9 protein-coding genes, 4 tRNA genes and 1 pseudogene are annotated in these 14,002 nt (G+C 22.4%); 1 reads left to right on the plus strand and 13 read right to left on the minus strand.

Annotated elements, in window-relative coordinates; genetic code table 11:
• Positions 1-219: 219 nt before the first annotated feature.
• The 13 genes and pseudogenes from RJD44_RS00130 to RJD44_RS00190 form a co-directional block, all read right to left on the minus strand.
• Positions 220-495 carry an HU family DNA-binding protein gene (locus RJD44_RS00130; RefSeq protein WP_343189969.1) on the minus strand — a complete coding sequence of 92 codons (276 nt, stop codon included), beginning with the start codon at positions 493-495 and terminating at the stop codon, positions 220-222.
• A 275-nt stretch (positions 496-770) separates the two neighbouring features.
• Entirely contained in the window at positions 771-4,988 is a 4,218-nt protein-coding gene (rpoC, locus tag RJD44_RS00135) for a DNA-directed RNA polymerase subunit beta' (RefSeq protein WP_343189970.1), read from the minus strand.
• A gap of 63 nt (positions 4,989-5,051) precedes the next feature.
• Complete coding sequence (rpoB, locus tag RJD44_RS00140) at positions 5,052-9,074, minus strand: DNA-directed RNA polymerase subunit beta (RefSeq protein WP_343189971.1); 4,023 nt, start codon at positions 9,072-9,074, stop codon at positions 5,052-5,054.
• 122 nt (positions 9,075-9,196) lie between these two features.
• Positions 9,197-9,565, minus strand: a complete 369-nt coding sequence (rplL, locus tag RJD44_RS00145; protein WP_343189972.1) for a 50S ribosomal protein L7/L12 — start codon at positions 9,563-9,565, stop codon at positions 9,197-9,199.
• Between the two features lie 16 nt (positions 9,566-9,581).
• Positions 9,582-10,070, minus strand: a complete 489-nt coding sequence (gene rplJ, locus RJD44_RS00150) for a 50S ribosomal protein L10 (RefSeq protein WP_343189973.1) — start codon at positions 10,068-10,070, stop codon at positions 9,582-9,584.
• A gap of 169 nt (positions 10,071-10,239) precedes the next feature.
• Positions 10,240-10,929: a 50S ribosomal protein L1 gene (gene rplA, locus RJD44_RS00155; protein WP_343189974.1), complete on the minus strand. Its 690-nt coding sequence runs from the start codon at positions 10,927-10,929 to the stop codon at positions 10,240-10,242.
• A gap of 4 nt (positions 10,930-10,933) precedes the next feature.
• A complete protein-coding gene (gene rplK / locus RJD44_RS00160) occupies positions 10,934-11,362 on the minus strand; it encodes a 50S ribosomal protein L11 (RefSeq protein WP_343189975.1) in 429 nt (142 codons plus the stop codon).
• 16 nt (positions 11,363-11,378) lie between these two features.
• A pseudogene (nusG, locus tag RJD44_RS00165) lies at positions 11,379-11,917 on the minus strand (transcription termination/antitermination protein NusG).
• A 1-nt stretch (position 11,918) separates the two neighbouring features.
• Positions 11,919-12,281, minus strand: a complete 363-nt coding sequence (gene secE, locus RJD44_RS00170) for a preprotein translocase subunit SecE (protein ID WP_343189976.1) — start codon at positions 12,279-12,281, stop codon at positions 11,919-11,921.
• 112 nt (positions 12,282-12,393) lie between these two features.
• Positions 12,394-12,465, minus strand: a tRNA-Thr gene (locus RJD44_RS00175).
• Between the two features lie 13 nt (positions 12,466-12,478).
• Positions 12,479-12,549: transfer RNA gene (locus tag RJD44_RS00180), tRNA-Gly, on the minus strand.
• A gap of 24 nt (positions 12,550-12,573) precedes the next feature.
• Positions 12,574-12,655, minus strand: a tRNA-Tyr gene (locus RJD44_RS00185).
• A 36-nt stretch (positions 12,656-12,691) separates the two neighbouring features.
• Positions 12,692-12,764: transfer RNA gene (locus RJD44_RS00190), tRNA-Thr, on the minus strand.
• A gap of 217 nt (positions 12,765-12,981) precedes the next feature.
• On the opposite strand from RJD44_RS00190, the gene RJD44_RS00195 reads away from it, so the two are divergent.
• Entirely contained in the window at positions 12,982-13,890 is a 909-nt protein-coding gene (locus tag RJD44_RS00195; protein ID WP_343189977.1) for a methylenetetrahydrofolate reductase, read from the plus strand.
• The last annotated feature ends 112 nt before the right edge of the window (positions 13,891-14,002 follow it).

Here is a 14,002-nt window from a genome sequence, read left to right on the forward strand (position 1 = left end):
TGTTTAAAAATACTTTAATTTTAACTATTAAAACTGAAAATTTTTGAATATTTCAGTTTTAATAGTTTTGTTTAAATATTGTAAAAAATTTATATTAATAAAATTAATATTACAATATTTTTATATAATATTTTATTTTTTTTATTTTAAAAAATGTTTTTGTTTAAAAATTTTTCTATATATTTTATTTTTATAAATAATAATCTTTTATAAATAATATTATTTTTTTACAGCGTTTTTTAATGCTTTTCCTGAAACAAAAGCTGGAACTCTAGTAGCTGCAATTTTTATTTCTTCTCCTGTTTGTGGATTTCTTCCTATTCTTTCTGATCTTTGATTAACTTTAAAAGTTCCAAATCCAACTATTTGCACTGTTTTTCCTTGTTTTAAAGATTGTGTAATTATTTGTAATGTAGTTTCTAATGTATTTTTTGTTTGAGATTTAGTTAGTGAAGTTTTTTCTGCAACTGCTTTTATTAATTCAGCTTTATTCATTAATTTTCCTTAATTATGTATTTTAAATTTTGTTAATAATAATTTTAAAAAAATAATGTAATCTTTTAAAATTTTTATTTTTTATTTTTTTTATTTTTATTAGAATTTTTATTATAACTATTATAGTTATACAATTATAATAATATATAATTTTTTAACATTTATATTTTTAAATTATTTAATTCAGTTTTTTATTTTTTTTATAAAATTTAATATTTTATAAATTATTTATAAAAACGTTTAATAAAATATTTTTAATTATGTTTATACAAAATTTATAAATTAGAATTTAACATTTCTGATAAATTAGCTGAAGCTTCTTCTACAGTGGTAATATTTTTTTTTGATTGTTTAATTTGATTTTTTCTTTTTTCTATTAGTTTAGCTCTTTTTTTATGATATTTATATCCTGTACCAGCAGGTATTAATCTTCCAACTATTACATTTTCTTTTAAACCTCTCAACTCATCTTTTTTGCCAGATATTGAAGATTCTGTTAAAACTCTAGTAGTTTCTTGAAATGATGCAGCAGAAATAAAAGATTCTGTTGCTAAAGATGCTTTTGTTATTCCTAATAAATTTCTATTAAATGTTGCTGTTTTTTTATTTTTTTTCTTTAAGATTTTATTTTCTAAAACTATTTTTGAATACTCTACTTGTTCTTCATGTAAAAATTTTGAATCTCCTGGATTTAATATAGTAGCTTTTCTTAACATTTGCCTAATTATAACTTCTATATGTTTATCATTTATTTTTACACCTTGTAATTTATATACTTCTTGAACTTCATTTATTATATATTTAGTAACAGATATTACTCCTCTTAATCTTAATATGTCATGCGGAGATTCTGTTCCATCTGAAATTATATCTCCTTTTTCTACTATTTCTCCCTCAAAAACATTAAGTTGCCTCCATTTAGGTATCATTTCTTCGTATAATTTTTTTTTATTTTTTGAAGTAATTATTAGTCTTCTTTTACCCTTTGTTTCTTTTCCAAAAGATATTTTTCCACTTATTTCTGCTAATATAGCTAACTCTTTTGATTTTCTTGCTTCAAATAAATCCGCGACTCTAGGTAATCCTCCAGTAATGTCTTTAGTTACACTAGATTCTTGAGGCACTTTTGCTATTACATCTCCAGAATATATTTTTTCATTATTTTCAAATTGTATTATTGATTTACCAGGTAAAAAATATTTATAATTGTTTTTTGCATTATTTTCTTGTATGTCTTTTTTATTTTTATTTATAATTTTTATTGATGGTCTTAAATCTTTTCCTATAATCGTTCTTTCAGAAGTATCTAATACTTTTATATAAGATAATCCTGTTAATTCATCTGTTTGTTTAATTACACTTTGACCTTCTATTATTTCTGAAAATTTTACATATCCATTTATTTCAGAAATTATCGGTATTGAATGAGGATCCCATTGTGCTACAATTTCTCCTGAATTTACTTTTTTATTATTATATTTTTTTAATATAGCACCATATGGTATTTTGTGATTTTCTTTTATTCTTCCATATTTATCAGTTATTCTTAGCTCTACGTTTCTAGAAATAATTATTATATTACCATTTTTTTTTTTAACTGTTTTTGCGTTATGTAAATTTATTATTCCAGAACTTTTTATTTTTATACTAGACTCTGTTACTAATCTAGAAGCAGCTCCTCCGATGTGAAAAGTTCTCATAGTAAGTTGAGTTCCTGGTTCACCTATAGATTGTGCAGCTATAACTCCAATTGCTTCTCCTTTATTTACTAGTTTACCTCTTGATAAATCCCTTCCATAACATTGAGCACATACACCAAATTCAGTTTCACACTTTACTACTGTTCTAACTTTTATTTTATTGATAGAATATTTTTCTAATTTTTTGCATAAATTTTCATTTAATAAAGTATTTTTTTTTATTAAAATTTTGTTAGTTTTAGGTGTTTTTATATTTTCTGAAATTACTCTTCCTAAAACTTTATCTCTTAAATATTCTTTTATTTCTCCATTTTCTATTGTTATAAAAATAGACATTCCATCTTTAGTTTTGCAATCATTTTCTGTAATTACTAAATCTTGCGCAACATCTACTAATCTTCTAGTTAAATATCCAGAATTCGCTGTTTTTAATGCAGTGTCAGCTAATCCTTTTCTAGCCCCATGAGTGGATATAAAATATTGTAGTACGTTAAGACCTTCTCTAAAATTTGCTATTATCGGAGTTTCTATTATAGATCCATCTGGTTTAGCCATTAGTCCTCTCATACCTGCTAATTGTCTTATTTGAGCAGCGGATCCTCTTGCTCCTGAGTCAGCCATAATAAAAATACTGTTAAATGATATTTGTTTTTTTAATTTTCCATTTTTATTTAGTATTTTTTCTATTGATAAATTTTTCATCATAGCTTTAGAAACTTTTTCATTTGCATTTGACCATATGTCTATAACTTTGTTATATCTTTCTCCTGCGGTTACTAATCCTGAATGAAATTGTTCTTGTATTTCTGAAACTTCTGTTTCAGCATCAGATATAATGTCATATTTTTCTTTTGGTATCACCATATCATCTATTCCTACTGATGATCCGGATTTTGCAGCATATTTAAATCCTGTATACATTATTTGATCTGCTAATATTACTGTTTTTTTTGTTCCTAAGGTTCTATAACATATATTTAATATTTCAGAAATTGATTTTTTTTCTAATGTTTTGTTTATTAATGAAAAAGATAACCCTTTTGGTATTATTTTCCATAAAATAGATCTTCCTATTGTAGTATTTATTATGCTAACATTTTTTTTAAAATTTTTGTTTTCTGTTTTTTTATATTCAAAAATTCTTACTTTAACTTTTGCATGTAATGACGCTTTGTCAGAATAATATAGTCTTTCTGCTTCATCAGATCCTGTTAAAATAGATCCTTCTCCTTTAGAATTTATTTTTTCTCTTGTCATATAATATAATCCTAAAACAACATCTTGAGAAGGAACTATTATTGGTTCACCGTTTGCTGGTGATAAAACATTTTTTGTAGACATCATTAATGATGATGCTTCTTTTTGTGCTTGTATCGTAAGAGGAATGTGTACAGCCATTTGATCTCCATCAAAATCAGCATTATATGCAGCACATACTAATGGATGTAATTGAATAGCTTTTCCTTCTATCAAGATTGGTTGAAATGCTTGTATTCCTAATCTGTGTAATGTTGGCGCTCTGTTTAATAAAATAGGATGTTTTTTTATTACTTTATCTAATATGTCCCAAACTATTGGATCTTCTCTTTCTACCATTTTTTTTGCAGATTTTATTGTATTAGCTAATCCTTTAGATTCTAATTTTCCATATATAAATGGTTTAAAAAGTTCTAAAGCCATTTTTTTTGGAAGACCGCATTGATTAAGTTTTAAATATGGACCAACTGTTATTACAGATCTTCCTGAATAGTCAACACGTTTTCCTAATAAATTTTGTCTAAATCTTCCTTGCTTTCCTTTTATCATGTCTGCTAATGATTTTAAAGGTCTTTTATTAGATCCTATGATTGCTTTTCCTCTTCTTCCATTATCTAATAAAGCATCTACTGCTTCTTGTAACATTCTTTTTTCATTTCTTACTATTATTTCTGGAGCAGATAATTCTAATAATCTTTTTAATCTGTTGTTTCTATTTATTACTCTTCTATATAAATCGTTTAAATCAGATGTTGCAAATCTTCCTCCATCTAATGGTACTAATGGTCTTAAATCTGGGGGTAATACTGGTAGTACATTAAAAATCATCCATTCTGGTTTATTATCAGATTGCAAAAATGAGTCTATTAATTTTATTCTTTTAGAAATTTTTTTTCTTTTATTATCAGAATTAATGTTTTTAAATTTTTTTCGTAATTTTAAAGATATCTTCTTCAAATTTATATTTTTTAATAATGTTTGAATTGCTTCAGCTCCCATGTTTGCGACAAAATCATTTCCAAACTCTTTTATTGAATTTATATATTGTTCTTCAGACAATATTTGTTTTTTTTTTAAATTCGTATTTCCAGAATTTATTACTATATATGATTCAAAATATAATACTTTTTCTATGTCTTTTAATGGTATATTAAGTAATAATCCTATTCTTGATGGTAAAGATTTTAAGAACCAAATATGTGCTATTGGAGATGCTAATTCTATATGCCCCATTCTATCTCTTCTAACTTTACTTTTTGTAACTTCTACCCCACATTTTTCGCATATTACTCCTCTGTGTTTTAATCTTTTATATTTTCCGCATAAACATTCATAATCTTTTACAGGTCCAAAAATTTTTGCACAAAATAATCCTTCTCTTTCTGGTTTGAATGTTCTATAGTTTATAGTTTCAGGTTTTTTTACTTCTCCAAATGACCATGATCTTACAACATCAGGAGAAGATAATGAAATTTTTATAGAATCAAATTCTATAGTTTTTGTTTTTCCTTTTAAAAATTTTAGTAAATTTTTCAAAATATGTTCTCTATTAGTATAAACACATTAATTAATTGTTTTTAAAAAAATTTAGTGAATTTTTTATTTATTTTCTAATTCAATATTTATACCCAAGGATCTTATTTCTTTTAATAAAACATTAAATGATTCAGGCATTCCTGGGTTCATTTTATAATTGCCATCTACAATGTTTTTGTATATTTTTGTTCTTCCGTTTACATCATCTGATTTTACTGTTAACATTTCTTGAAGCGTATGAGATGCACCATATGCTTCTAATGCCCATACTTCCATTTCTCCAAATCTTTGACCTCCAAATTGAGCTTTTCCTCCTAATGGTTGTTGTGTAATTAAACTATATGATCCAGTGGATCTTGCATGCATTTTATCATCTATTAAGTGATTTAATTTTAACATATACATATATCCTACTGTTACAGGTCTTTCAAATTGTTCTCCAGTTTTTCCATCAAATAATTTTATTTGTCCTGATTTTGGACAATCAGCTAATTTTAACATTTTTTTTATTTCTTTTTCTGTAGCTCCATCAAAAACTGGGGTAGATATTGGCATTCCTTTTGTAAAATTTTTTGCTAAATTTAATATTTCTATGTCTGAAAATTTGTCAAAATTTATTTTTTGTTGTATATTTTTTCCAACGTTGAATATTTTTTGTATATATTTTTTTATTTTATTTATATGTTTTTTATTTTTTAACATTTTTTTTATTTTATTTCCTATTCCCTTAGCAGCCATTCCAAGATGTGTTTCTAATATTTGACCTATGTTCATTCTTGATGGCACTCCAAGAGGATTTAAAACTATATCTATTGGATGTCCAAATTTATCATAAGGCATATCTTCTATAGGATTTATTTTTGATATTACTCCTTTATTTCCATGCCTTCCAGCCATTTTGTCCCCGACTTGTATTTGTCTTTTTACTGCTAGATATACTTTTACCACTTTTAAAATTCCAGGTGCTAAATCGTCTCCTTTTAGTATTTTTTTTTTAGTTATGTTTATATTTTTTTTTAGTTCTTTTTTTATTTTTTTATATTTTTCTAGTAAAATTTTTATTTGATTCTTTTTTTTAGTATTTATATTTTTTTTAAAAAAGTTTTTTTTTATAATTTTTGTTATTTCTGTTTCTTTTACATTTTTTATTTTTATAATTTTACAAAAAATTTTTAATATATTTTTTTTTAAAATATTAAATTTTTCTAATAAATTTTTTTTTGATTTTTCTATATTTGACTTTTCAATTTCTATGGTTCTTTTGTCTTTTTTTACACCATCTCTTGTAAATATTTGTATGTCTATTACTGTCCCTACTATACCGTTTGGCACTCTTAAAGAAGAATCTTTTACATCAGATGCTTTTTCTCCAAAAATTGCTCTTAATAATTTTTCTTCTGGTGTCAGTTGAGTTTCCCCTTTTGGAGTGACTTTTCCGACTAATATGTCATTTTCTTTTACTTCAGCTCCTATGTATATTATTCCTGATTCATCTAATTTTGATAATGCATGCTCTCCTATATTTGGGATATCTGATGTTATTTCTTCAGATCCTAATTTTGTATCTCTAGAAATACATGCTAGTTCTTGTATATGTATAGTTGTAAATCTATTTTCTTTAACTACTTTTTCTGATATTAATATTGAATCTTCAAAGTTATATCCATTCCATGGCATAAATGCTACTCTTAAATTTTGACCTAATGCCAGTTCTCCTAAATCTGTAGATGTGCCATCAGCTAATATATCACCCTTTAATACTTTTTCATTAATTTTTACACATGGGGTTTGATTTATACATGTGTTTTGATTTGATCTTGCATATTTAGTTAAGTTGTAAATATCTATTCCTAATTCATCTATATTATTTTTTTCTTTTGATTTTATTACTATTTTAGATGCATCGACATATTGAACTTTTCCATTTCTTTTTGAAATTATCATTGCTCCTGAATCTTTAGCTACACATCTTTCCATTCCAGTTCCTATTAATGGTTTTTCTGCTTTTAAAGTAGGAACTGCTTGTCTTTGCATGTTAGCACCCATTAATGCTCTATTTGCATCATCATGTTCTAAAAAAGGTATTAAAGATGCTCCTACTGATACAATTTGTTGAGTTGAAACATCCATATAATCAATTTTATTAGGATGAAATAATCCTGATTCTCCTTTGCTTCTGCAAGTTATTAAATCTTCTGTAAATTTATTTTTTTCGTTTATATTGGTATTAGCTTGAGCTATTATATATTCATATTCTTCTATTGCTGATAAATAACATATTTTATTAGTTACAATTCCTTTTGATACCTTTCTATATGGAGTTTCTAAAAAGCCATATTTGTTTATTTTTGCATAAACTGATAATGAATTTATTAATCCTATATTTGGACCTTCTGGTGTTTCTATTGGACATACTCTTCCATAATGTGTTGGATGTACATCTCTCACTTCAAATCCAGCTCTTTCTCTAGTTAATCCTCCTACTCCTAATGCAGATATTCTTCTTTTGTGAGTGATTTCTGCTAATGGATTATTTTGATCCATGAACTGTGATAATTGACTTGAACCAAAGAATTCTTTTATAGATGCTGATATTGGTTTTGCATTTACTACATCTTTTGGAATAAGTGAATCTAAATTATTTAGTGATAATCTTTCTTTAACTGATCTTTCTACTCTAACCAATCCAACTCTAAATTGATTTTCTACCATTTCTCCTACTGATCTTATTCTTCTATTTCCTAAATGATCTATATCATCTATTTTCCCATTTCCATTTCTTATATCTATTAATTTTTTTATTACATCTATAATATCTTTTTTTTCTAAAATTGTTGGTCCTGTTATATAATTTCTAGACAGTGATTTATTTAATTTCATTCTTCCAACTATGGACAAATCATATCTGTCTTCACAGAAAAATAAGTTATTAAATAAATTTGTCGCTGCTTCTTTTGCAGGAGGTTCGCCTGGTCTCATCATTCTATATATTTCTATTAAAGATTGTGTTTTGTCTTTATTAGCATCTAGTTTTATTGTGTTGGATATGTAAGGTCCTTGATCTAGATCATTGGTATATATTGTTTTTATACAATTTATGTTAGATTTTATTATTTTTTTGATAGTTTTTAAACAAAATGCAGTATTTGAAGATATTATAATTTTTTTATTTTTTTTATCAAAATAATCATTAGCAGAAATTTTTCCTATTAAATATTCATTTGGAACTTTTATCTTTTTTATTTTATTTTTTTTTAATTTTTTTATGTGTTTTATTGTTATTTTTTTTCCTTTTTTTACATATATTTTATTTTTATATTTAATGTTAAAGAATATTCTTTCTCCTCTTAATCTTTCAGGATACAAATGCATGTAAACATTGTTTTTTATTATTTCAAAAATATCTTTTTTAAAAAATATATTTAATATTTTTTTTTCATCGTAATTCATTGCTTTTAAAAATATGCTAATTGGTAATTTTCTTCTTCTATCTATTCTTACAAACAAATTATCTTTTTGATCAAATTCAAAATCTAACCATGATCCTCTATAAGGAATTATTCTAGCACTATATAATATTTTTCCAGATGAATTAGTTTTTCCTTTATCACTGTCAAAAAACACTCCAGGACTTCTATGTAATTGTGAAACTACTACTCTTTCTGTACCATTAATTATAAAAGTACCATTTTTTGTCATTAATGGTATGTCTCCCATATATACTTCTTGTTCTTCTATTTTTTTTATTTTCTTTTTTTTTTCTTCTTGTTCATATATTATTAATTTTAATTTTACTTTTAATGGAGAGGAATATGTTAATCCTCTAGTATGACATTCTTTTACATTAAATGCATTTTTTCCTAATTTATAATCTATATATTTTAGTTCAGCAGTTGAATTATAATTTTTTATTGGAAATACTGATTTGAAAGCAGATTCTAATCCATATATATTTTTTTTATCTTTTTTTATAAATTTTTTGAATGAATTTATTTGAACAGATAATAAATATGGTATTTCTAATATTTTTGGTCTTTTGCTAAAATTTTTTCTTATTCTTTTTTTTTCGGTATAAGTAAAAACCATTATTTTTCCTTTTAATAAAACAGTTTTTGTATTTTTTTAATATTTTTTATAAAATTTTTTTAAAATACTGGTGATTATAAAAAAAATCACCAGATAATATTTTTAAAATTTTTTAAATATTTTTATTTTATTTCTATTGTTGCTCCAGATTTTTCTAATGTATTTTTTAAAATTTCTGATTCTTTTTTATTTACATTTTCTTTTACAATTGTAGGAGCGGATTCTACTAAATCTTTTGATTCTTTTAATCCTAAATTTGTAATGCTTCTTATTGCTTTTATTACGGATATTTTGTTTGGTCCTATAGATTTTAAAAAAATTTTAAATTCTGTTTTTTCTTTTTTTGAATTTGTTTTTAAAATTTTTGTATTAGTAGATATGTCTTCAGATGATATTTTAAATTTTTTTTCCATTTTTTTAATTAAATCTAATACATTTTTTACAGACATTTTTTCTATTTCTTCTACTATTTTTGTTTTGCTTATTGACATATTTATTCCTAATTTATTATTTTTTTTTTTCTTTTTTTAATTTTATTATATTAATTATTTTTATTAATCTAATTATGCATATTTCCTTTAAAAAGTTAATCAATTTGATTATTGATTCTTTGTATGTTGGTATAATTAGCAATTTTTTAATAGAGATTAATTTTCCTTCTAATGATCCTATTATTGGTTTTAATTTATAATCTTTTTTATTTTTTTTTATAAGTCTAACGGCAGATCCTGGATGTTTCATAGAATATGCAATTAATGTAGGTCCTTTTATTATTTTTTTCAAACATTTATAGTTTGTTTTTTGTATTGACATTTTTAATAATGTGTTTTTTATAACTTTTATAATTACATTTTTTTTTGAAGATATTTTTCTAAACTTGTTTATTTCATTTGTACTGATTCCAGAAAAATTTATTATAATAGCTGATTTTGATTTTTTTGAAAGATTGTATATTTCTTTTATAATATGTTTTTTTTTATTTCTTTTTAATATCATATTTATATTGTTTCCTACATTTTTTTTAACTTATTTTAAAATATTTTTTTATTATTTTTTTTATAATATAATTTTTTATATTTTTTTTTATAAAAATATAATATTTTTATTTTTTTAGGACAATAATTGATATTAGATTTTTGTTTGATAAATTTTTAAAAAATTGTTTTTATATATTTAAATCAGAATGATTTATTTGTATAGATCCACCCATAGTAGTAGAAAAATAAATTTTTTTAAAAAATTCACCTTTTATTTTGGAAGGTTTTGTTTTTATTAATGATTTGAGAAATGCAAAAAAGTTTTCTTTTATTTGTGTTGTTGTAAAATTTATTTTGCCTATAGAAGTATGTATTATTCCATTTTTGTCGTTTTTATATCTTATTTGTCCTTTTTTTATTTTTTTAATTGCATTGAATATATCATTTGTTATTGTTTCAAATTTTATGTTTGGCATTAATCCTCTAGGACCTAATATATGTCCAAATTTTCCGACTATACTCATGGAATCTGGAGAAGAAATTATTACATCAAATTTGTTAATTTTCTTTTTTATATTTTCTATGTTATATTGATAAATGTAATCTGCTTTTGCTTGTTTTGCTAATTCTATATTTTTTCCTTTTGTAAAAACTAATGTTTTTATTTTTTTTCCTAATCCATGAGGCAACATAACTACATTTTTTATATTTTGTTCATTTTGTTTTGTGTCTATATTAAGATTTATAGATATATCTATGCTTTCTAAAAATTTTACATTTGATGTTTTTTTTAAAATATTTATACATTCATCAATATTATATATTTTTTTTTTTATATTTTTTTTTATTTGTTTCATTCTTTTGCTTTTTTTTTTCATTTTCTTAATCTTCTATTGTTAGACCTATAGATTTAGCAGTTCCTATTATGGAAAGAGAAATTTTATTTATATTTGTACTGTTCATGTCTTTCATTTTTATTTTTGATATTTCTTTTATTTGTTTTTTACTAATTTTTCCTATTTTTTCTATTTTGTTTTTTCCTGATCCTTTTTTTATTTTTGCTAATTTTTTTAATAATATTGATGCTGGTGGAGTTTTTGTTATAAATGTAAATGTTTTATCAGAAAAAACAGATATTATTACTGGTATTGGAATACCTTTTTCTAATTTTTTTGTTTTTTCATTAAAATTTTTACAAAATTCCATTATATTTATTCCTTTTTGTCCTAATGCTGGACCTACTGGTGGGCTAGGATTTGCCATACCTGATGGAATTTGCAATTTTATATAACTTATTATTTTTTTTGACATATATGATTTCTTTTTTTTATGTTTTTTCTATTTGTGAAAAGTTTAATTCTACTGGAGTAGATCTACCAAATATAGATACTGAAACTGTTAATCTATTCTTATCATAATCTATATTTTCTACTGTCCCATTAAAATCTGAGAAAGGACCGTTTTTTATTCTAATTATTTCTCCTGGTTCAAATAATATTTTAGGTCTTGGTTTATTTTCTATTTTTTTTAATTTTTTAATTATATTTTTTATATCTTTTTTTTTAATTGGTATTGGACTTTCTGGGGATCCTCCTATGAATCCTAATACTTTTGGTACATTTCTAATAATGTGCCAACTTTTTTCATTCATAATCATTTTTATTAATATATATCCTGGAAAAAATTTATTTTCACTCTTTTTTTTTTACCATTTTTTATTTCTATAACTTCTTCTGTTGGTATCATTATTTTTTCAAACATGTCTTGAACATTATTTATTTTGATATGTTTTTTTATTAATTCTGCGACTTTGTTTTCTAATCCAGAAAAAGATTGAATTACATACCATTCTTTTTTTTGTTTCATTTTATAACCTTATAGATATAATATTTGATACAATATAAAATATTAAATTATCTATTATCCATAAAATACTTGATGTGATTATAGTTATTAATATCACTACAATAGATATATATAATATTTCTTTTTTTTTAGGATAATTTATTTTTTTTGTTTCTATTATAGTTTCTTGTATAAATTTCAAAAAATTTTTAATTTTTTTTGTTTTACTTATTAAAATTAAAATTAAAAAAATAGAAAAAGTTAAAAATATTATTTTGCTAATAAAATTTTTTTTTATATAAAAATATAAAAAGAATAAAATTTCTAAAAAAAAAAATGATAATATATAAAATATTCTAATTTTTTTGTTATTTTTTTTTTTCATAATATTTCAATTTTTTTACATTCAAAAAAATTAATAAAATTTATTGATATTTTTAAATTTAAAAGTTTTTTTATATAAATAAAAAAAATATTTTTTTTAAATTTTTTTTATTTGCTGATACCCAGATTTGAACTGGGATCTCATCCTTACCAAGGATGTGCTCTTCCTACTAAGCTATACCAGCATTTAATATTTTTAGCAGGCAGCGGGAATTGAACCCGCATTATTAACTTGGAAGGCTAAAGTAATACCATTATACTATGCCTGCTTTTTTATAAAATAAATTATATTTTGGTGGGAGAAGGATTCGAACCTTCGAAGTCTAAGACGGCAGATTTACAGTCTGCTCCCTTTAACCGCTCGGGAATCCCACCTATATATTAAAATAAATAAAAATTTTTAATTTAATTTGCCGGCTACCGGAATTGAACTGGTGACCTACTGATTACAAATCAGTTGCTCTACCTGCTGAGCTAAGCCGGCCAAATATATTTAAAAAAATATATTTATAATAAACATATTTTATATATCATATTTTTTTTTCAATTTAATGTAAAGAAATAATTATATTATTTTGTTTATGTTATTAATTTAAATTTTTTATTTTTATTATTTTTAAATATAAAATTTTATATTAGAAATATTTTTAATATTTTTTATGTTATTATTTTTTATTAATATGTTTAAAGGATTTTATAATATGATAAAAATTTTTAATAAAAATTTAGAAAATATATATTATAATTATATGAATTTTAGAAATAAAATAAATATTTCATTTGAAATGTTTCCTTATTCAAATTCAGTTTCTAAAAATAAGTTTTATAAAAGTTTTTTTAAATTATCTAAATTAGATCCAAGATTTTTTTCTATAACATGTAATCAAAATTCTGGAGGAAATTATAATACATTAAATTTAATAAAAAATATGAAAAATTATAATAAAAAGTATATTGTTCCTCATTTTACATGCATAGAACATTGTAAAAATGAAATCAAAGATATTGCAAACAATTATTGGAAAATTGGTGTTAGGAAAATATTAGCTTTAAGAGGAGATAATTTTTCTAATAATTCAAAAAATGTTTTTTTTAATGCATCTGATTTAGTAAATCAATTAAAAAAAATAAGAAATTTTGAAATATTAGTTGCTGCTTATCCTGAAAAACATCCTGAATCTAAAAATGAAAAAGAGGATTTATATAATTTAAAAAAAAAAATTGATAATGGAGCTAATAAAGCTATTACTCAATTTTTTTTTAAAACAGAAAGTTTTTTAAATTTTAGAGATAAATGTTTTAAAATAGGAATTACAAAAGAAATAGTTCCTGGAATATTACCAATATATAATTTATCACAATTAAAAAAATTTACTAATATTACAAATGTTTCAGTTCCTGATTGGATTTATAATGTTTTTAATAATATAGATCATAGTTCTAATTATCATAAAATAATTAGTAGTATTATATTAATAAATGTTGTAAATAAGTTATTTTTAGAAGGAGTTAGATCTTTTCATTTTTATACTTTAAATAGATCAGATATAATTTTTTCTATCAGTTATTTGTTGAATATAAAAAAAATTGATTTTAGTCGTTTTGTATAATATTAAAATTATATTTTATTTTAATTATAAAATTATATTTTTATAAATATTTTAAAAAGTAAAAAATTAATTTTATAATTTTTTTGTTTACATCAGAATTTTATATATTTAG

Source organism: Buchnera aphidicola (Astegopteryx bambusae) (assembly GCF_039365365.1).
Taxonomy (GTDB): domain Bacteria; phylum Pseudomonadota; class Gammaproteobacteria; order Enterobacterales; family Enterobacteriaceae; genus Buchnera_G; species Buchnera_G aphidicola_B.

Coding starts and splice junctions, on each gene's coding strand:
- RJD44_RS00130 (WP_343189969.1), bottom strand. CDS start 495: ATGAATAAAGCTGAATTAATAAAAGCAGTTGCAGAAAAAACTTCACTA.
- rpoB (WP_343189971.1), bottom strand. CDS start 9,074: ATGGTTTTTACTTATACCGAAAAAAAAAGAATAAGAAAAAATTTTAGC.
- rplL (WP_343189972.1), bottom strand. CDS start 9,565: ATGTCAATAAGCAAAACAAAAATAGTAGAAGAAATAGAAAAAATGTCT.
- rplJ (WP_343189973.1), bottom strand. CDS start 10,070: ATGATATTAAAAAGAAATAAAAAAAAACATATTATAAAAGAAATATAC.
- rplA (WP_343189974.1), bottom strand. CDS start 10,929: ATGAAAAAAAAAAGCAAAAGAATGAAACAAATAAAAAAAAATATAAAA.
- rplK (WP_343189975.1), bottom strand. CDS start 11,362: ATGTCAAAAAAAATAATAAGTTATATAAAATTGCAAATTCCATCAGGT.
- secE (WP_343189976.1), bottom strand. CDS start 12,281: ATGAAAAAAAAAAATAACAAAAAAATTAGAATATTTTATATATTATCA.
- RJD44_RS00195 (WP_343189977.1), top strand. CDS start 12,982: ATGATAAAAATTTTTAATAAAAATTTAGAAAATATATATTATAATTAT.